Origin of the sequence: Paenibacillus sp. FSL E2-8871 (genome assembly GCF_038000345.1) — a bacterium.
Classification (GTDB): Bacteria; Bacillota; Bacilli; order Paenibacillales; family Paenibacillaceae; genus Paenibacillus_AQ.
In genome coordinates, this window is record NZ_JBBOBV010000001.1 from 2,193,567 (window position 1) to 2,215,177 (window position 21,611).

The window sequence follows — 21,611 nt, forward strand, 5'->3', positions numbered from 1 at the left end:
ATATAGTTAATCCAATTTTACACTGCTAAATGCTAAAGCTACCATTAACAGAATTGAACAAAACCTGTACGATTTAGGACACTCAATAAACAGGTTTATTCTATAGAAGAACTTAATTCCCGCACACTCTTGGTTATTTTCTCAACCTCATCTTGCCACTGTTTAACAGTCAGCGTATTGCTCATTAGGCCAGTTATGGGGTTCCATATTGCCTCTACGTCTTTGATGACTAGCTGCGATGCTTGTTTCCATTGAAAAACAATCGGTGCTACATCTTTTTGAGATATTTGAACGGAATCATAGAATATTGGAGAAGTGTATGGCTTTACGATTTCCAGACCATTTTTAACCGTGACTATACCTTTGGATTTCTCCGCATTTAACTGAACGATATCATCATTGTATTGATAACGCAGGAACTCCTTGGCAAGTTCAATATTCTTCGCCTTGGCGGGAATAAACAGGCTATCCAAATAGGACATGACATACCTCTGATCCCCCTTATTAAACACAGGTGGTGCGAGAAAACCAAATTCGAATCCTTCTTCGCGTGGAGTGCCTTTCATTTCATTCTCTATCCATATTCCGCAAGGAATGAACAATGCCTTACCTTGTAGAAAAGCAGCCTGTGCTTGTGTATGGCTTAACTTAACGGTTCCTGGCATGACATAACCTTTTTGTGCTATAGCACTCAACACCTCAGCTATTTGTCTGACGGAATCGGACCTAAATGCATCCTTCTCATAATTTTCCGCCTTCCAGACGTCTTCCATCCCCCCTACAGATGCCACTGACGGCCAGAAAATAGACTCTAAATAACCCGGAAACAAACCTTGGTAGGTAAATAGTGATCTTCCATCCTTCTTAGCGAGCTCACCTAACTTCAAGAATTCATCCCATGTCTCTGGGAGCTTCCAGCCTTTTTTCTCAAAAAGAGTCTTGTTATAGATTAGCCCCATTGGAGAGGTATAGAACGGTGCAGCATAAATTTTTCCATCCCCTAAGGGATTAGCATAATCTAAAATACCATCCAGCATTTTATTCTTAAGAGGTTCTTGATTATCAAGAGCATTCCCTTCAAATACATCCGTCAAATCGAGTAATAATTTATCTCTCAACATTTCTTCAATCATACCTGTCGTCTCACTCTGTGAGATATAAATGATATCGGGTGGATTACCAACTGCGATTTGCGGTTTAAGTATTTCCATGATCTTGGGGCTTGCAGTCAAATTAACAGTTACCCCTGGATAGTCTGATTCAAATCGTTGTTTCACCGCGAGCCAATAATCCTTTCCTTGCCCTCCCTCAAATACAGCTAAGTTCAGAATTTTGTTCGCAAACTCATGTTTCACTTGGGAGGATTGTATTTTGCTCAAGCTCGAATCTGAAGGAGTACATCCTGTGCTAGCCCATAATAATAGGATCACACCTGCGAATATTAAACTATTTTTAATAGATTCCATAGATTTCATAACAGGTGCCTCCTCCTTGGACTTATTTAGTTGCGAGTAATTTCTTACGGAAATCTGAAGGACTAAGCCCCACGACCTTCTTAAATACCCGATTAAAATAAAACGGATCATCTATCCCCACTTGTGAAGCCACCTCTTTAATCCTCGTATCCGGAAGCTTTAACAATTCAATTGCCTTATTGATTTTTAGTTCATTCATATATTGAACAATGCTTCTGCCCGTATCTTGCTTAAATACACGACATAAGTAATTAACATTCATATTTACTTCTTGAGCGAGACGGTCAAGCGTTATTTTATTCTCAACATTCTCCTGCAAAATCTCCGTGATTCGAAGTACTTCTTTGCGATAAATATTACTTTTAACTTGATACAATAGATTAATGGCTTCCTGCATCGCTTGTTCAATAGATAGACTAAGCCCTTCCATAGACTCAGCTTGTGAAATATCACTCTCAAAACTCTCTAAGAGCGTTGTTGCCCCTACTCTATTTTGTTCAGTGGATGATAGTACTTGTGTGTTCCATTTTAAGATCAAGTTGTCTAGATCAGATAATAATCCCAAAAGGTGAAATTTTAAGGCTGAAGGGTCCCATTTGATTTGTTTTGCCTCATTAAATAATATGCTTATATTCTCCAATACTAGCTTTGTGTTCCCTACTTCAACTGCTGCTTTGACTTGATCCAACCATTCCACATAATTAATGGAGTGTAGTGACTGGGTTAACTTTGAATGCCCAGCAACCAAGACAGATGCAGGCCCCGTATAAAAGTTGTTTATAGATGCTCGCAGACACAAAGTGTATTGTTCTCTCAACTGCTTCAAACCTACGAATGCATCACTTAATGTAATGCTGACACTTAAATTCAAATACAGCTTAAGCATCTGCACTAAGTTATTCATCAACAGTAACCAACTGGGTTCGTCAGAATAACCGCTCTGTTCATAAACTATAACAATATACTGATTACTCTCCATCTCTATGAAATCAAATGCAAAGTGATCAGACACGGTTTCTTTCACAATATTCGCTATAGAAAAGCTAAGTAGCCTCTTGTTATTAATTTTGCCGTTACTTAGCGCCTCCACATAATCATCGATTCTTATCATAATAAGATTACCAGCAAGTCTATCGAAGGGTATCCCGTACTTCTGTGTTTCTTGTAACAAATAAACCATGTCCTGCTCCTGATCTAAAAGAAGCTCTCTCCATATGCTGTTCCGTTGCTGAAGCTGCGTTTCATTAAGCTTAATTTTCATATGAATGTCCTGTTCTTTAAGCTCTCGTTCCGTTAATAATTGCTCCGAGATCTTCGTCAGCAAGACAATCAGCTCATCTGGCTTAAGCGTCAGCTTCAACATATAATCTTCTGCTCCAAGCTTCATGGCTTCCCGCACGTAAGCATAATCATCATAATTACTAAGCACCACAAACTTCCCAGTGAATTTGCGTTCGTTGAGCGTTCGGATTAATTCAAGTCCATCCATGTTAGGCATCACTAGATCCATAATCACGATATCGATCGATTCTGTCTCTATGACCTCAAGAGCTTTGTATCCATCTGCAACAGCACCCATTAATTTAAAACCATATTCATCCCATTTAATTAGTGTACTAAGTGCAATCCTCACTATTTTCTCATCATCCACAATTAGTATCCGCATCAGCTGAGTCCTCCTGAAGTGTAGAAATATAAGGTATCGTGATGATAACATCCGTGCCTTGATCAGGCTTACTCCAAATCTCTAATCCATAGGGGTCTCCATAATGTAATTTGATTCTCTCCCGTACATTTCCAATACCGATATTTGCTAATCGATTCTCTGAATGATTATCTTTAAGTTGCAATATCTCCTGTAACTTCTCAGCACTCATCCCTTTCCCATTGTCGCTTAACTTAATCTTTAACACCTCTCCGTTCAATTCAGCAGTCATTGTAATTCTAGGTTCCATATTCTCGCCGCTTAGTCCATGAATAATCGAATTCTCAACAATGGGCTGAAGCAAAAATTTCAACACTTGAGTATCTAATAACTGTTCAGGAATTTGCACATCAACCTGTAATGACATCCCGTATCTAATTTGTTGAATAACGACATAGTTCTTGATGTTCCGAAGCTCTTCCCCAAGCGTTATCCGTTCATTCTTCTGAACAATTGTACTTCGAAGTAATTCAGCCAGTGCACCTAAACCATTGCTTACACTATCCGCCTGACTTAGCATCGCCGTCCATTTTAACGAACTCAATGTATTAAATAGAAAATGCGGATTAATTTGTGCCTGCAACATTTGTAGCTCAATACCCCTCTTCTGTGCCTGTTCTTGCTCCACACGGTCAATCAATAGTTTGATTTCCTCGATCATGGCTTCAAATTTCCCTGAAAGGTATCCGATTTCATCTGGATGATTGTCGTTTATTTCTACCTTTAAATTACCTCGCATGACCTGGTTCATTCCACTCACTAACTTCTTAAGGGGGGTGGAGATACTAACAGAGATGAAGGTTGCAAATAAGGATGAAACAACTACACATATGACGGCAATGAAGAACATTTCATTTCTAATCTCTACAGATCCCATATTCAAGTAGGCTTGCGGAATTAAACTAATTACATTCCAATGAAGTACCTCATTATGTGTATTTAAGAAAAAGTAGGGTTCTGCCCGCAGCGTTACTGTCCCCGTCTCCATACGGGAATTAATCAAATGATTTAAAGTACGATTAGCTTCCAAATCTTGATCCGACTGAAACAAGTGGTTGTTGCTCGTCAATATTTCTCCTGCATCATTCATAATGATTTGTTCACTACCCTGTCCCATATTAATGCTTCCAAACAAAATCTGTGAGAATAATTCCTCATCAATCCCCATAATGACGAACCCTACAGTTTCACCCGATCCATATGAAAGTGGAATCCTCCTAGACAATGAAAGGATATTATCACCAGCTGTCGTATGGGCTGTGGTCCAGATATCTGCACTTTTATTCTGTTTGGCCTGAGCAAATATTCGCTGTTTATCCTCTGTAGTAAATTCTTCGTATCCATAATCGTACAGAACTTGTCCATTATTAGTTAGAATCTGTAGTGTTTTGATTGTAGCAAACAGCCAAAATTTATCGCTTAACACAGTGTCTTCAAACTTCTTATGTATGTTACTAATATCAAGATCACTCAATCTATTGTAGCGGAGCAGTGCTTGCTGAATATCTCCATTCAACATGATTTGATCGGCGAAAGTCTCATATTTGGCCACTTCTGTTCCGATCTTGCTTCCTAAGAGGCGTAATATATCATTTACAAAGGTAGTTGTCTTAGAGGTGATTGCTTCATTCGATTTATGGTAAGCTAGAAAGCCGAAGGTGCACAGTGGGATAATAGCCAGCAGCAGAAATGAAATCATTAAGCGTCGCTGAACTTTTGACTTTCGAAGTAATTTAATCATTTACGTACACTAAAGTTAGATTCATATCGTTAAACCTCCTAATAACAGATCATCTGAAGTAAGTATTCAAGCGGTGTAGAATTAAGCCCTTTCATTAGTACAGGGTCTTGCATGATATAGGAATCTCTCCCTCGTCCCCCTAATATAGTTTAGGAAGAAGGGCGGGATGCACATGGGTACCAAAAAAGATCAAGAGCAAAGGGCTATCTTTCTAGCTGCTATCTGCGGACAGACCTATGCGCAGTTCTCAAATAAAGCTGGTTCGTTCGTTGTTCCATTAGATTATCAGATCGTAGATACGATTGAAGCAAGATCCATCAGCGAGGTGTGGGAACGCTTTGGATTTATTTTGGAATCTCCACAAGAGATTATCGTTGCCTTCCGAGGAACCAGCTCCACAACCGATTGGATGTCAAACGTTATGGCCTCACAAGAGAGATTCAATTACATTAAAGAAGATACCCTTACCCACCGCGGTTTCACGAATATCTACTCATCAGCGCGCGATGGGATTATCTCTACACTCGCTAAGTTATCTCCCGATAAGACCTTATATATTACTGGTCACAGCCTTGGCGGAGCACTCGCCACTTTATGTGCTATTGATCTTGCGGCCAACACCTCGCACATCTCACCTATTCTGTACACCTATGGTTCACCACGTGTAGGCGATCCGAACTTCGTTAATGCTTTTAAACAATATGTCCGCAAGAGTTACCGTTATGCCAATCTCTTTGATGTTGTTACCTACGCGCCTCCACATGTATACAGGCTACCTAAACGGGAAACGAAGTACTATTACAGTCATGTCCACACTTTTTTATCACTGTCATTTCAGAATGGATCGGCAAGTGGTAATCATATGATCAGCTACTATTTCACAGAGCTATCCAAGCTTCAACCGCAATACTCCGAGGAACTTTGTCTAACGAACCCAGGATTCTGTCCAGTTGTAAATAACCCATCATAAGCGCATCAATTCCACCAACTGCACCTCATGCGAAGACAACTTACTAATTAACGAATAGGTGCTCGTTATTTCGACTTGTTCAAAGGTCAGTTGCGGGCAGCTGGCTTGCTTCAAATAATTAAGGGTGTCAGCATCTATAGGATGAGGCGCCCCCATTCGTACCCACAGGTCGAAAACGCTTCCATTTCGCCTGTTAATTGTATGTCTTTTGATCGTATACAAGCCTGGCTGAATATCTGCAAGCTCCAACGTCAACTCTATGTCTCCACCTTCTTCGAACACATCGTATCTATTCGTGCGATTAATGAGCGAGGCATCACCTTTTTGGTACAATGAATCGATATGCGCGTAAGCATACATCAACACCTGCAGCCCCATATCACTACTAGTAATGTAATATCCTTTCCCTTGATGAATGAATTGGCGGCCTAATTTTGCAAGTAGTTTAAACGCGTAGAAGGATGGCTTTGGTATCCCGTTATATGTCATCAGCCCCAAACCTCCATGAAACGTTTCTGACGACATTTTGAACTCCTCTAGCAAATCCGTAGCCGTCCAATAACCAAAACTATGGAGACCATCCATATTTTCCAGTACATTTTTCACGATATAGGCTGCCTTAAAGCATGTATCATTCACTAAATCACGGTGAGAGCCTGTGGCATTCCATTCTGTCATATGCAGTTCAGGAACATCACTTCCCATAGCTTCCGATACGGTTTTCTTCAATTTAATAATGACTCGCGATAAATATTCTGTATCCGCTGAAAGCTCTATTGTCTGAAACCACACATCCGGATTCTCTTCATAATCCACCTGAATCACTTGAGTTGATCTTAACGATTCATCATACGGATAACTGTGAAAGGATATAAAATCAGGCTTTACGCCTCGTCTGCACACATCATTCATAAACCTTGTCAGCCAATCTGACTGCATTAACGTAAGAGATAAAACACCTGGCCCCCCCACACGTAGCTCAGAATCTATGGATTTGATGGTTTGAAATGTTGAAATGAACAGCTCACAGTAAGCTTCATAAGTATCTGGCCAAAAAATATGGATTTCCGGTTCGTTCCACACCTCGAAATACCACTGCCTCACTTCATGAATGCCATATCTATGGATGTAATGTGTAATAAACTGATGAATCATCTGATTCCACTTACCGAGGTCCTTAGGACTACCCACAAAGCTCTTTTTATAAAAAACAGAAGTAGCTCCCTCTCCCGCAAGCTGGCGTGGTAAAAAAGAGAGCTCTAAAAACGGTTTCAATCCGGAGCACAGTAAAAAATCAAATAATGAATCACTATAAGCAAAGTTTAAGCTCACATCTCCCCGCTCATTCTCGCCATAAATCATCATCTCATCATCAAAAATACCGTGAAACCGTATATACTGAAACCCAATCTCCTGTTGCATTTGCTTGATATGTCTTTGTACCTCTGCAAACAATACCTCTTTGGCCTTTCCTACCGTCATGAGCTTCTTCCAAGTATGTGCAAGCTCCTTGCTTTGGTTAGACTTTACCGAAATCTCATGGGTCTGCTTATGTATATGAAGGGCAACTGGTAGATTGGAAGTAGCTGATAAATTCTTGTTAGGCAGATATTTGAATAGCGACTCAAACGCCTGTGTGGGATTCATGTCAAAGTAGTTAAACTGGGCCACACTGCTTTTCTGAAATGAACTGCGTCCGTCCAAGACGGTCTTCCGGTATTCTCCAGGCGTCTGTCGATAGAACTCTTTAAACACCGCATTAAAGGATTTCAGGTTGGGAAACCCATGATCATGAGCGATCTGTGTGATGGATAGATTGGTAAGCGTCAAATCTTTTACAGCTTTATCCAAACGCACCGCATTCACATATTTGGTAAAGGAAGTACCCATATACTCTTTGAAAAAACGCGATAAATACGGAACGGTCAAATACTCCTGAAGGGCCAACTGCTGGATGTTAATTGCCCGATTGTAGTTCTCTTTGACATAAGAGGTAATTCGCAATAGCCGTTCACGATGCTTATCATCATGTTTCTCAGGACTTTGGTCTTGTTCACGAAATCCTTGCATGAGTAAATAAGTTAAATTAAGAAGACAGGACTGTATGCGTAGATGATACCCTTGTGGGCGCTTATTGTGGAGCAGCATCATCTCAGCCAGCAATGTACGAAGTTCATCAAACTTAGATTGTTCTTCATAGCTAGCAGCCGCAGAATTACAATCGAATAACATTCTTTCGATCTGAGGTTCAATCAGAAGTAAATAAGAAACTGGAATTTGCAGAGCTAGCACCAAATTATTCTCTTCAGCTTTAATCGCATGAATTTCATTAGCATTAATCAAGAACAAATCTTCTTCATTTAACTCTCTAAATCTGTCCTTTGTGAAAAGTTCAAGTTTCCCCTTGAGTACGAATAATATTTCAATGCTATCATGCCAATGATTCGGGACCTGATGGGTACTGTGCAAAAACATGTGGACCGGAAGATGATCGTCCATCTCAATATTTTCGTAGGTGTAGCTTTGCAACTAGCACCCTCCTCTCACTCTCTCAATATATGTCTAATGCCCTATTATATTATAAAAAAAGCGATTGAATAGAACTATCCTATTCAATCGCTTGATACTATTACAGATCTCTATGAATTCTAATTATAGTTGTGTATCCCAATAGCCACAAAACGGATCCACAGGATTAACTCCTTTAAAGGAGGAACGCCCCACAAGCTTCTCAATCAGTGCATCTACCACATAATTACTTGGTGAATAGGCATTAATGAACGTTGGTATACGCGGGACGTCGATCAAATGATAAGGATTCGCTACAGAAATGAACATCGTTGGCAGTTCTTGAATATACCATGGCATGTCTGCCCCAAATGGAGGTGCCCAATTAATCCGTACAACGGTTTGATTACTATGGGTCTCCAGATTTGAGATATAGACCGCAGCATCATAGTGATCCGTTAACGCTTTTACACCTCCGAACATGGCACTGAAATCAACTTCACTCTTATTGAAGAGCGTTACCTCGAATCCTTCCTCTTTTAGCTTGGAAATGAAGTAAGGTGCAATATCTGCCCCTCCGAATAATCCTTCCTCGCCTCCTAGTGTGAATACCAGTAGACGTTTGTGACTCTCAGGACTAATGGGGAGCATCTCCTGTGTATCCTTCACTAATGTAACTGACTCATCTGCACATTCCTGAGCCCAACGCACATGCTCTTCGCAAGCAAGGACGGCAAGGGCTTCTTTTTCTGGAACGAGCGTGCCTTGTTGTTTCTTCTTATGAAGTCCCAGCGCAGCTTTCACTGCAAGAATACGAGTCACTGCTTCGTTCACGCGTTCCTCCGTCAGAATGCCGGTCTCAATTCCTTTCATCATATAGGCAAAGTCTTCTTCTAAACTCTTGTTAAAGAGGAACATATCACAACCTGCAGCTATGGATGTCGGAACCGCTAGCTCCCGCTTCATTGCCATCGTGAATCCCGCCATTGGCGTAGCATCTGTAGTAATTAATCCATTAAAGCCGAGCTTGTTACGCAATAAATCATTTAAAAGCTCAGGAGCTAACGTTGCAGGCATAATCTCCAAATCTGTAATCCCCGGACTTAATTCTCTGGAATAGGCGGGATGAGCGATATGCCCTACCATAACCGTATGTGCGCCAGCTTCTATACAATCCGCGTATACCTTCCCAAAGGTAGCATCCCACTCTTCCACTGAAAGTGAGTTAATAGAGGTCAACAAATGCTGGTCCCTTTCGTCAACGCCATCCCCAGGGAAGTGTTTAATAGATACGGCCATGCCATGCTCTTGAATCGCTTCGGTGTACGCCTTGCTCATGCGAGCTACTCTCTGCGGATCAGAACCGAATGTTCTAACATTGGTTATCGGATTACGGAAATTATAGTCGATATCGAGAATGGGTGCGAAAGCCCAGTTACAGCCTACAGCACCACCCTCCCGCGCGGCAATGATACCAAGTTTACGAGCCATTTCGGTATTATCCGTCGCCGCCACTTGCAGCTGCTTGCCGAAGAAAGTACCCTCTGCCGCAGAACCATTACCTCCTGCTTCAAAATTAGCTGCAATTAGCAGCGGAATATCCGATGTATCCTGCAAGTAGCGATGTGTTTCTTGCACCAGCTCTCCTGGACCGGGACGGAACATAATCCCGCCAATCTTAATCCCTTGTGTCAAAAGTGCCAGCTGCGTCTTATCATCGGTGAACCCGATCGGGCAAAATAACTGCCCGACCTTGCCCACCAAATCCAGAGAGGCTAAGGTTTGTTCTACCCATTTAATCCCCTCATCATCTAGATGAAACGGTTTAGCTTTCAAATCTATCATGTCTTTTATCTCACTCTCCCAGATTTATTTATTGGAATTCAATAGATTAATCAGCTCATCTAACCCTTGTTCCGTCATAGCACCTTGACTGAACATAACCATTGCACGAATCGGCATGTTGCGCATCATCTCGATCATCATATCCGAGCCATCCTGAAGCATGGGCATCATCTCACCAGCTTGTGACAGCATAGCTTGAATAATAGCAGCAGCCTGTGGATCTCCCATAAGATCACCTATAGTTGAATTACGGGTATAGGATTTAGCGAGGGATACAGTTGATTCAACAACCACAGACTCAACAAGCAGGATCTCTTGGGAAGAAGCTCCCACCAAAATTTCAAATTCACCGGTTTCCACATGCCAATCTTTCAGCTTCACGTTATAATAAGCAAACGCTCTGCTATCAAGCGTAAAGCTTACCTGCTTCGTTTCCCCAGGCTGCAGATCTACCTTCGCGAAGCCCTTTAACTCCTTCTCTGGCCGCACCACATTACTGAGTACGTCTTTTACATATAGCTGTACTACTTCTTTGCCTTGCATAGCGCCAGTATTGGTAACCTTCACGCTTACTTGCAGCGTGTCAGTATCTTTCAAAGAGTGCGAACTTACCGAAAGATCAGAGTATGCAAATGTTGTATAGCTGAGACCATAACCAAACGGGAATAAAGGTGAAATTCGCTTAGCATCGTAGTAGCGGTATCCTACGAACAATCCTTCCTTGTATTCAACGGTATCTCCTTCGCCAGGGAAATTTAAGTAGGAAGGATTATGTTCCAGCTGCAAAGGGAAGGTCTCTGCCAGCTTACCTGATGGGCTTACGTTTCCGAATAACAGATCGGAGATGGCACCACCAAGCGCTTGCCCACCTAGATAACCCTCAAGCACAGCTTTGACGTTGCTGATCCAAGGCATTTCAATGGCCGATCCGTTACTCAGCACAACGACAGTGTTAGGCTGAACATCAGCGACTGCTTCGATCAAACGGATTTGACTCTCTGGAATACGAAGATGAGTCCGGTCGTAGCCTTCAGACTCATAGCGCTCTGGCAATCCGACGAACACAATCGCCGTATCTGCTTGTGAAGCGGCTTCTATGGCTTGCCCAATAAGTTCCAGACTCGGCTCATCGCTATCAGAAACGTAACCTTGAGAATAACTCAATTTCGCATATGAACCCGCTTCTTCTAGAAGGCTGTAATATATATCATCCAACCTAGTTGGCTTGATATGTGAGCTTCCACCACCTTGATAACGTGGATTACGGGCAAAATCACCGATCACCGCATAGGATCCCTCACGTTTCAGGGGAAGCAACCCATCCTCATTTTTGAGTAGCACCATACTTTCTCTGGCAGCAACTCTAGCTAATTGGTGATGTGCCTCAGGATCATAGGAAGCATTTTCTTTGTCATTCTCAACAGCTTTGAAAATAATAGAAAGCAAGCGACCCACCGCACGATCCAGTGCTGCTTCAGCTAATGTTCCGCTCTGAACCGCATCGATAATCTTCTGATCACCGGCACCATTACTTGACGGCATTTCTAGCTCCAAACCCGCCGCTAAGCCTTTAGCTCGCTCATTCACCGCACCCCAGTCAGAAACTACGAACCCTTCATGTCCCCATTCTTCTTTTAATATATCCGTGAGTAAATACGGATTCTCTGAAGCATACTCGCCGTTCACCTGATTGTAGGAGCACATAACGGTCCATGGCTGCGCTTTTTTCACCACGCTTTCGAAGCTCGCCAAATAGATTTCCCTTAGTGTACGCTCATCTACAATTGCATCTACAGACATACGCCGATGCTCTTGATTATTTGCAGCAAAGTGTTTTAACGAAGTTCCTACGCCTTGGCTCTGAACGCCTTCAATATGGCCTATTGCCATCTCGGAGGATAAATACGGATCTTCAGAGAAATATTCAAAATTGCGGCCGCATAAGGGTGAACGTTTAATATTAGCTCCAGGCCCCAGTAAAATAGAGACATCTTCTGCCTGACACTCTTCCCCAATGGCTGCGCCTACCTCCTTGATTAGCTCCCGGTCCCAAGAGCAAGCCATTCCAGCTCCTGCCGGAAAACAAGTAGAAGGGACACTATCGAATATACCCAAATGATCATTCCCGGCTTTTTGCTTACGCAGACCATGTGGACCATCTGTCATCATGATGGAAGGAATACCTAGTCGTTCGATTGCTTTGGTCTGCCAGAAATCTAGTCCTGAGCACATGCCTGCTTTTTCCTCTAAAGTCATTTGTGCAATAAGTTCTTGAATGTTAAGTACCATGTTCATTTCACTCCTTATGATTGACTAGTTTCTCTACATAGCGATAGAAGAATTGCGACGTTCCTCGAGCTCACGTATCATAACGGGCTGATCCTTGTCAAGACGATAGAACAACAGCAAAGTAATCATAATAATTTGGCAAATAATCGGTGCCCACAAATAGTTAAATGAAATCGCAGCTAATGCGGATTCTGACTGCGCCGTGGAGTTAGCTACATAACCACCCATCGACAATATCACCCCACCAAGTGCTCCACCGAGTCCCATCCCCACCTTAACCCCAAAACTAGCAGCTGAATAAAGTAGGCCTTGTGCCCGAACACCTGATTTCCACTCCCCATAATCAACCGTGTCGGCCATCATTGCAAAAATCAGACCTGCTCCTACTCCCATGCCAAGCCCGCTTATAAGAAGCCCTGCCAACAGCACCGGAACAGAAAGGGCATTCCCCCCAGTAATTGCAATAAGGTAGCCAATGATAGAAACCACTGATCCCATAATAATTGTGTTCCTTTTCCCAATTTTCTTCACTACAAAAGGAGCGATCACCATCGAAAATATCATCAATAATTGCATGGAATTCACGATAGGAATGAGTTCAGGCTTTTTCATATAATAGGTCATATAATAAATGCTGGTCTGTCCTTGTATCGATGTTGTGATCCACAGGAACAAACTCATCAGAAGCATGATCAACCAAGGTACATTGCCTTTGAGCGCTTTAACACCTTCTCGCATCGGAAGCGGTTTTTCATCAATGGCTTTTACGCGTTCTTTAGTGTTCGCAAACATGTTTAGAAACAGCAGCAGTGCAATGCTTGAGAACAAGATCATGGTGACCAGAAAACCCTTTGCTTGATCGCCACCACCAAAAGCTTTCACAAGCGGCATCGTTCCAGCACTAACTGTAACAACCCCAATTACGGCGAATATCATACGAACCGTATTGATCACTGTACGTTCATTAGAATTACTAGTCAGACTTGGCAGGATTGCAGACAGTGGTAGATTAATACCGGAATACATAATACCGAGCACGGTGTACGAAATGTATGCGTATACAAGTTTGCCCGTATCACCAAAATCCGGCGTCAAAAACATAAGTACTGCAGTCAAGCTGAAAGGAACAGCAAGCCAAAGAAAATAGGGTCTGCATTTCCCCCACTTTGTTTTCGTGCGGTCAATCATGACACCAATGAACGGCTCGACGATCGCGTCGATTACCCGTGCAACAAGAAATACCACAGCTACTGCACCAGGGTTCAGACCAAACACATCCGTATAGAAGTACATGAGGTAAAGTGTTGTCATCTGGAAAATTAGATTTGACGCGGTATCGCCTAGCCCATAACTAATTCGCTCTCTCCATGGCATTTGATTTTCATTCATACTACCATCTCCCCCTGCGCCGCATTTTGTTAGCGCTTTCTTAATTGCATTGTACTGAAGCTGATTCTTTTAAACTGTCCGTATTTTAACGAAAATAGGGGGCATTTTTATCTTTTAACAGAGCGGTAGCGTTAGGCTGACTATTAGGATACAGATCAACCTTAAAGAGCTTACAGAACAGCAGCATACAAGTAATTGTAATAAATGCTCCAAATAATACATCCGTTGCAAAATGATCTCCCATAATGACGCGGCTAGTCGAGGTGCTGATTCCCCACACTACCGCACAGACAAGCATGATATTGCGCCATTTATTAGCGAAAGGCATAAACATCATCCACAGCATCATGGTCCAGCCATTGGCAGAGTGACCCGAAGGAAAGGATTTGTATGCTTCCGTTGTGACGCCGTTCTCTTGAATGCCTTGGGGGAGAAACCAGCTTGTAAATAGAGAATAATCGCCCTCCATATTACGAAAACGCATCCTGCCCCAAAAGATTTTGAGGACATTTACAAGCAGAATCTCCGCGAATACGATCAGGATAGCTGCCCAAGCAGCACGATTATACTGTCTTAGCGTTTGAACAGCTATACGGTTCAATAGCCATTGACACAACGTTGCAAAGAGTACGGTTATAATTAAACTGTTGATCATAACATGATCCCCATCCAGCCCATACCCACGAGTTAAAGTAATCGTTATAATACCAAATCCACTAAGTAGGATGAATAATCCGGACACCAGACGGACCATAATCTTCTTTATCAACCGTTCATTTCTAACCGTACTAAATAGAATACTTCCAGCTGCGAATAACACTAGAAAAGCTGGATGTTCTCCATATACCTCAAAAAACCAACCAAACCGCGATTCATGTTCGTTATACAGAGCTTTGGATAGATTCAGATCATTAAACGTAAAGATCGTCATTAACATGACCCATACTATAAGAAATCCCCATATAAAACGTTTTGTCCCTTTTGTCGTCATCTCCTCATCCCCTTTATACTCATTTAGGAAACGCTTACATTTGAGATTATAAAGCTCCATTCATGAATTCGGATAGGCGAATAATAACTTAAACTAGGGTAGATTTTAACCCTCCTCTTATGTGAAAAAGTGATCAATAAATCAAAAGGATCGTTTATCTACAATAAGCAAAAAAGCCTAATCCCTTGTGCACGCGACAGGAGATTAGGCTTTATGGTACAAACGATTAGAAAAGGAAATAAACTAACACCACACCTTCAACTAACAAAATCAGTGAAACGATATGTTGTTTCGTATGCTTTAAAAATTTCCAATCAATAAATGACTGAAATCCTAGGGAAATAATTATGAATACAATCCAAAACCACTTCATTCCCATCCCCTGTACGCCATCAGCTATCATTATGACAATTACCGAAATTAATCCAATAAGTCCGAGTATTAATTTAACTTTAATATTTAGCTCATTACCGTCGTCAGAAAGTTTTTCTTTATCCGGGCCAACAATCCATATCCTTAGAAAAAAACCAGAAAAAGCAAGAATTAATAATAAAAAAGGAATGATCAATCCTGATGCCCTCCTTCTAAGAAGTTATTCATATTTATTTCTTATCATTAGTTCTTTGATTTCTCTTAACTCATTTAATATTTCTTTTGATATTTGCGTACTTCTAGAGTTATCGATGCCTAATTTAATCACGAATACTCCAAGCAAAAAATAGATGACTAGCATTACGATAATACTCAACTTATCTCCACTCCCCTCTTTATCGTTTGATTCTTAAAAGATGTAGTTAGTGATAGCGTAATTATCCCTATGATACCATAATAAGGGTGTTTGATTAACGCATGAGAACTTGTTGCTAACTTGACAAAAGATCTGCATTTTCGATAGTATAGATAATATCTTGATTATCAAGATATTCGATTTGTGAGGGTATTTTTAAACCTGAACAATTTAAACTGAAAAGAGGGACCACAATGGCAGTACTTATTCTATACGCTACAAAATCAGGGGCAACAGAGCAATGCGCAAAGGTATTATCAGAAGAGCTTCCTCAGAGTAAGATCTGTAATATTGAAATAGAGAAGCCAAGTCTTGAGGCATTTGATAGCATTATTTTAGGTGCTGGAGTAAGAGACGAGAAAATATATAAAGCGATTCGTGATTTTATCAAAAAAAATAAAGATGAGTTTCTAAATAAGAAGATGGGCTACTATATTTGTAACGAAAAACCAAAGACTACGGAGGAATTAATTGAGAAGAATTTCCCAGATGATTTAAAAAAAGCTGCGGTTTGCATCGAATCCTTTGGCGGTTATAAAGCCTATAAGGCTCCCAAAGAAGGTACTGATCAGCTCAAGGGGATTTTTGTAGATAAAATAAAAGAGTTTTCTAAGAATTTTAAATAGGGAATATAGAATTTTCTAATAAAAATCCTGTTATCCAGATATATTATCTGGATAACAGGATCTTTTTTAATAAAATATACTTAAATGGTTTATTACTACTTGATTGTCAATTCAAACTTCGCACCCACATCGCTTACAAATACAATCTTCCCGTTATTCGGAAGTTTAACTTTCGTAAGACCACTGACAGTAGAGAAATTTACACACACACCATTCGCATCATAGACAGCAAAGGAACCTTTAGGTGGTAGCCCTACTGTCATCAACTTGCCTGATGCTGTCTCAGGTACTTCATACCATCTCGCATATCCATCTGCTTGAATGGTTACCAATGATTGCGGGCCGGCATAGATAGGTTTAATGGCATCCTGCGTTATAAATAATTGGTTTCCAATCTTGAGATACTCCACGCCCTCTTTATTTTCAAAAACAATATCCGCAAGATCGCGCCCACCTAAAGTTGGAATTTGCACGGTCATTTCAGCTTTATTCGGCCCAGTTATTTTATTTGAGCCCATATAGCCCGGTGCATCAGGGAACATAGCAATTCCAGCTACTGGCATACTCATGTAAAATTGTGAGCTATACTTCTCGCTGACATCAAAATACAATTTCCCTTGACGCTGCTGCCAAGCTGACAAGACCTCATTGGATAAAGCGTTTGCCTCTAGCTTTTCAGCTGAATATTGAGAAAGAGCAGTCTCACCAAGCCCTGGAATGACCCCATACCCTTGAATCCAAAGGTAGACACGTCCATTGCTTTCCTTCACAAAGCTGACTTTATTAGTACCCGTTGCATCTAAGAATTCACCGTTTGTATTATACGAAAATTTCTGACCTGGAAATGTAGGTGCCATAATCGAAGATACACTCAATTCCCCAGCTTTACTAATCTCTATCTTCATCAGTTGTGTAGAATCAGCATAGACACCAGCATAATCCAGCAATTCCTGCGGCATAACCTCTTTGTTCGAAGCTTTAAATGTAGGTGTAGGTTTTAATTCCTTGATAACTCCCTTTTCTTGTAGCGCACTGAGCAATATTTCGTTAGCAAGCATCTGATCGGTTGTGCTATCCCCACCAGAAGATACCACAGCTGCTGCCATCTGCTGATCAGGCAATACAACAAGTGAAGTATGATACAGAGTTGTATCCCCACCCTTTGTCAGAGCTTTGATCTCGTACTGATTGAATGGATATAAATTTACACTGTCCCAGCCCAATCCATACGCAAACGAATTATCTTTTCCTTTTGGCCACATTCCACGCTTGTACTCCTCTTGCTCCATCGCTTTTACTGATTTTTCTGATAGAAGTTCTTTCGATCCTCCAGTGAAAATAGTTGCAAATCGCACCAAATCTTCAGCCGTAGAATAGATGCCCCCTGTTCCAATCACGTTAATCGTCTCTTGGGGTAAAGCGGCAGGGTAGGTAGCATTGTATACACTTGCCAGCTGTCTAGAATCCACAGAATCTACTGGCGTTTTCGTATGCCCAAGCCCTAAAGGACCTGTAAAATTCTGATGGATGAATGTAGTGAAGTCCATTCCACTAACTTTCTCAACAATCAACTCCGCCAGCGTAAATCCATCATTACAATATACTGAGTAGGCTCCTGGATCTGCCTTTAGGCGTTGAGTTGTCAAAGTCGCTAGCAAATTATCTTTGGCGATAGAATCAGAATCATTGAATAAGAAAGAGTTTGATAAGTTCGAACCCCCAAGACCTGATGAATGATTCAGCAGCATTCGTACGGTGATTTGCTTATAGCGTGAATCTTCCATTGTAAAATTATTCAGATACGATACGACAGGTGCATCCAAATCTACCTTTCCTTGATCAACGAGCTTCATAATAGAAGCGGTCGTATACATTTTACTCGTCGAGCCAATTCCATACATCGTTGTAGTGCTTGGTGCTGTCTTGCTCTCCACATGGCTGTATCCAGCTGTGCCGCTCATAACGATATTATCGCCATCGATAAGAGCATATTGGAGACTTGTCGTTCCTATCTTTTCCGTTAAGAATGCTGCCTTCTCTGCTGCGACCTTCTGAGTGTTCACATATGTTTGCGTTTTGCTACTATCCGCTGCTAATGCATTCGTTGGAAGATAAACTACTAAAAGTAAAGATACCATCAACAGAGATATTATTTTCTTCTTCATACATTCCCTCCCGCTATGAATTTTCCATTCCTTTAAAGGGTAAATTATCCATATGAGAATGTAAAGGACGTTTATATCATTATCTAATCCATTAATTCTACTTTGTCTCCAATTCTGATTTCCCCTGTCTTAACTACAGAAGCGTACACTCCGAAGTGTAGTTCAAATTCTTGGTTTAGTTTTTTCAATAATTTAGGGTCTCTTTCCTGACTATCTGGGTCCATCGTGATAACCATACATCTCTCACAAAAACTATCTACCTGTAGCTGAACATCTCCTATGGAGAGCTGCCGCCCGATCCAATCCCCTTCGAAAAGAGATTCATCGCTTAGAGCTATAACAAAGTTCCCACGAAACCGGCGCTGATCTAAGGAATGTCCCCACGCAGCCTCTAGCTTCTTCAAACTAGCATCCGTAATGAGTAAAATACTGGCGCCATCCACCGATAACAATTGCGGGTGCTCTGGCTGTGGATGTGAAGCTTTTATACTAGACATGGTAATTCGCGTTTTAGTTTGGCTTTGGATTTCTTCCAATAAATGCTCATCCCATCCAAAGGTTCGTCCATCCGAAGCCCTTACATGAATTTCTCCATTGATAAATTGCGCTTGGTAGGTAAGCATTTCAGGATTATTTCTAGCCGTAAAATACCGCCACCAGCCCTCTTTTGACTCATCATAAAAGGCACAGAAGCGATCCCCTAACATTCCATACGGTTCTATTACACAGGTTTCCAATCGTTCACCTGCAAATGACTTGACTGGATAGCGATTAATTTCTTTGATTTCACCAACGATTGATTGCACGGCACAACGCCTCCACTTTCTAAAAATACAACATATCCTTTAATTCTAACTGAAATCGTTTGACTCTTGCACCCTTATTTTCACAACAACACATAGCTATTTCGAACGATTATCGATCACATAAAAATTTATATATTTTATTTGATTATATGTTTTATACTATGACTATTACATATAGTGGAAAGAATATGAGAGGTGAATAGCAGTGCGGTCCAATGAATTCCAAAGTTTTGATTTTTCTTTTACACATGCTGTAATTGGAATGGCTCTAGTTTCGTTAGATGGAACGTTCCTAAAATGGAATTCAGCCCTAAGTACCCTATTGGGATATGATCATAACGAGTTAATAACACCTTCACCATCCGTCCGAACCCTCCTAAGTCAGATCCATGAAATTGCTGAGCTTGGAAGGTCTCTTTCCTCTATGAACATCCATCCGCATCGATTCCAACAGGACTACTACCTACCAACCGGACAGCTGTTATCAATAGAGATCTCCATATCTATCGTTTCGGATGCTAATGGTGCACCCCTATATTATTTTACTCAATTTGAGAACAAGACCTTGATCAGGCATATAGAAACTCAGCTGCAAGAAGCGGAAAGCAGTCTACTAGAAAAAGATAAATCATTCCTGCAACTCCTGGAGGGATTACCTCTGACCGTTGTTATTACAGCAAAAGGGATTATTCAGTATGTGAATTCAGCGGGCTTACAGTTAATCCATGCGGAGAGCCTGAATCAATTGGTGGGTACATCCACTACTAATATTGTAGACCTTACCAACCATGCAATCCTCCAAGAACGAAGGGAAAGGTATTACAGTGGTGACACGATTGGCTCTGTTTGCTACTTAATTAATTGCTTAAATGGTCAGCAGAAATTTGTGGATGGATTCACATTACCGATTATCTTCAATGGAAACATGGCATTTATCGGAATATTTAAAGATGTCTCTCAGCAAATGCTGGAAGAAGAACGGCTAATCCAATCCGAGAAATTATCTACCGCAGGGCAATTAGCAGCTGGAATCGCTCATGAAATCAGAAATCCGCTTACCGCCATTAACGGCTTCATGAAGCTGCTTCGCTCTTCCGAGCGCATGAATGATAAATATTTTTTCATTATTGAGTCAGAATTGAAACGCATCGAATTTATCGTTAACGAGCTGCTGGTCTTATCCAAGCCACAAACGACGCATATCAGTAAAGCAGTGGATTTATTATCTTTACTAGAACAAGTCACCACACTAATGAATGGACAAGCTGCACTGAAAAACCTTCAGATCCTCCCTGTCTGTACAGATCACTCCATTTGGATCCATGGTGAGGCTTATCAGCTGAAACAGGTATTTATTAATTTACTCAAAAATGCGATGGAAGCAATGAATAGTGGAGGAAACATATATATTCATGTGCTTACAAATGAAAGTGAAGCCCGAATCAGCGTGCAAGATGAAGGTTGCGGGATGACAGAGGAACAGATTAAAGCACTTGGTAAACCATTTTATACGACAAAAGAAACAGGAACAGGCCTTGGATTTATGATCACGCAGAATATTGTACATAATCATGGCGGAGCGATCACTGTAGAAAGTGTCCCTGAGCAAGGCACTACATTTACGGTAACCATTCCAAAAATTTTAGAGCCAGAGGAAGCTGCGGTATAGCATATGAAGTGCCGCAATGAATGATCCTCATTCATACTAGTATCCATACCTTCGTAGTGAGGTTCCGCTTAACGGACCATATTGCACTTATTCCCTAATAACAAGCCCATTCCCGGGTAATTTGGGGAGAACAACGGTGCTGGCTCGTTTACGTTACGGCGGCACATTGTATTTGGTTTTTCGCATATATTCTGCTCGTTTACGTTACGGCGGCACATTGTATTCGGTTTTTCGCATACATTCGGCTCGTTTACGTTACCGGCAGCACATTGTATTCGGTTTTTCGCATACATTTGGCTCGTTAACGATACCGGCGGCACATTGTATTCGGTTTTTCGCATACATTCGGCTCGTTTACGTTACCGGCAGCACATTGTATTCGGTTTTTCGCATACATTTGGCTCGTTAACGATACCGGCGGCACATTGTATTCGGTTTTTCGCATACATTCGGCTCGTTTACGTTACCGGCGGCACATTGTATTCGGTTTTTCGCATACATTCGGCTCGTTTACGTTATCGTCAGCACATTGTATTCGGTTTTTCGCATACATTCGGCTCGTTTACGTTACCGGCGGCACATTGTATTCGGTTTTTCGCATACATTTCTCCGCAGTCTCGAAATTTTATTAATTCTATTATAGTA

At 41.3% G+C, this 21,611-nt stretch carries 14 protein-coding genes; 3 read left to right on the forward strand and 11 right to left on the reverse strand.

Annotation, left to right across the window (positions count from 1 at the left end; all coding sequences use genetic code 11):
• Window positions 1–95 precede the first annotated feature (95 nt).
• The 3 genes from NYE25_RS10155 to NYE25_RS10165 are packed head-to-tail and all read right to left on the reverse strand — an operon-like array spanning window position 96 to window position 4,921.
• On the reverse strand, window positions 96–1,475 hold the full coding sequence (locus NYE25_RS10155) for a carbohydrate ABC transporter substrate-binding protein (RefSeq protein WP_341128705.1): 1,380 nt from the start codon (window positions 1,473–1,475) through the stop codon (window positions 96–98).
• A gap of 22 nt (window positions 1,476–1,497) precedes the next feature.
• Window positions 1,498–3,141, reverse strand: coding sequence for a response regulator transcription factor (locus NYE25_RS10160; protein ID WP_341145833.1), 1,644 nt, complete (start codon window positions 3,139–3,141; stop codon window positions 1,498–1,500).
• Complete coding sequence (locus tag NYE25_RS10165; protein WP_042189748.1) at window positions 3,119–4,921, reverse strand: cache domain-containing sensor histidine kinase; 1,803 nt, start codon at window positions 4,919–4,921, stop codon at window positions 3,119–3,121. Before NYE25_RS10165 ends, NYE25_RS10160 begins: the two co-directional genes overlap by 23 nt.
• 172 nt (window positions 4,922–5,093) lie before the next feature.
• On the opposite strand from NYE25_RS10165, the gene NYE25_RS10170 reads away from it, so the two are divergent.
• On the forward strand, window positions 5,094–5,891 hold the full coding sequence (locus NYE25_RS10170; protein ID WP_445667126.1) for a lipase family protein: 798 nt from the start codon (window positions 5,094–5,096) through the stop codon (window positions 5,889–5,891).
• On the opposite strand, the gene NYE25_RS10175 is transcribed toward NYE25_RS10170, so the two are convergent.
• The 6 genes from NYE25_RS10175 to NYE25_RS10200 form a co-directional block, all read right to left on the reverse strand.
• On the reverse strand, window positions 5,886–8,420 hold the full coding sequence (locus NYE25_RS10175) for a GH39 family glycosyl hydrolase (RefSeq protein WP_341145835.1): 2,535 nt from the start codon (window positions 8,418–8,420) through the stop codon (window positions 5,886–5,888). The genes NYE25_RS10170 and NYE25_RS10175 overlap by 6 nt on opposite strands.
• A gap of 123 nt (window positions 8,421–8,543) precedes the next feature.
• Window positions 8,544–10,244 carry a glycoside hydrolase family 3 protein gene (locus tag NYE25_RS10180; protein WP_341145836.1) on the reverse strand — a complete coding sequence of 567 codons (1,701 nt, stop codon included), beginning with the start codon at window positions 10,242–10,244 and terminating at the stop codon, window positions 8,544–8,546.
• 24 nt (window positions 10,245–10,268) lie between these two features.
• On the reverse strand, window positions 10,269–12,533 hold the full coding sequence (locus NYE25_RS10185) for a beta-glucosidase family protein (RefSeq protein WP_341145837.1): 2,265 nt from the start codon (window positions 12,531–12,533) through the stop codon (window positions 10,269–10,271).
• 33 nt (window positions 12,534–12,566) lie between these two features.
• On the reverse strand, window positions 12,567–13,922 hold the full coding sequence (locus tag NYE25_RS10190) for an MFS transporter (RefSeq protein WP_341145838.1): 1,356 nt from the start codon (window positions 13,920–13,922) through the stop codon (window positions 12,567–12,569).
• An 85-nt stretch (window positions 13,923–14,007) separates the two neighbouring features.
• The gene (locus NYE25_RS10195) at window positions 14,008–14,913 is read right to left on the reverse strand and encodes a phosphatase PAP2 family protein (protein ID WP_341145839.1); all 906 of its coding nucleotides are present in this window, start codon (window positions 14,911–14,913) and stop codon (window positions 14,008–14,010) included.
• A 226-nt stretch (window positions 14,914–15,139) separates the two neighbouring features.
• Window positions 15,140–15,481: a DUF4181 domain-containing protein gene (locus tag NYE25_RS10200; protein ID WP_341145840.1), complete on the reverse strand. Its 342-nt coding sequence runs from the start codon at window positions 15,479–15,481 to the stop codon at window positions 15,140–15,142.
• 413 nt (window positions 15,482–15,894) lie between these two features.
• Between NYE25_RS10200 and NYE25_RS10205 the strand changes: the two genes are divergently transcribed.
• Window positions 15,895–16,326, forward strand: a complete 432-nt coding sequence (locus tag NYE25_RS10205) for a flavodoxin domain-containing protein (RefSeq protein WP_341145841.1) — start codon at window positions 15,895–15,897, stop codon at window positions 16,324–16,326.
• 95 nt (window positions 16,327–16,421) lie between these two features.
• Here NYE25_RS10205 and NYE25_RS10210 read toward each other — a convergent pair whose 3' ends face one another.
• The gene (locus tag NYE25_RS10210) at window positions 16,422–18,491 is read right to left on the reverse strand and encodes a serine hydrolase domain-containing protein (protein ID WP_341145842.1); all 2,070 of its coding nucleotides are present in this window, start codon (window positions 18,489–18,491) and stop codon (window positions 16,422–16,424) included.
• An 83-nt stretch (window positions 18,492–18,574) separates the two neighbouring features.
• Window positions 18,575–19,297, reverse strand: a complete 723-nt coding sequence (locus tag NYE25_RS10215; protein ID WP_341145843.1) for an MOSC domain-containing protein — start codon at window positions 19,295–19,297, stop codon at window positions 18,575–18,577.
• Window positions 19,298–19,502: 205 nt separating this feature from the next.
• Here NYE25_RS10215 and NYE25_RS10220 point away from each other — a divergent pair, with 205 nt between their 5' ends.
• The gene (locus NYE25_RS10220; RefSeq protein WP_341145844.1) at window positions 19,503–20,966 is read left to right on the forward strand and encodes an ATP-binding protein; all 1,464 of its coding nucleotides are present in this window, start codon (window positions 19,503–19,505) and stop codon (window positions 20,964–20,966) included.
• The last annotated feature ends 645 nt before the right edge of the window (window positions 20,967–21,611 follow it).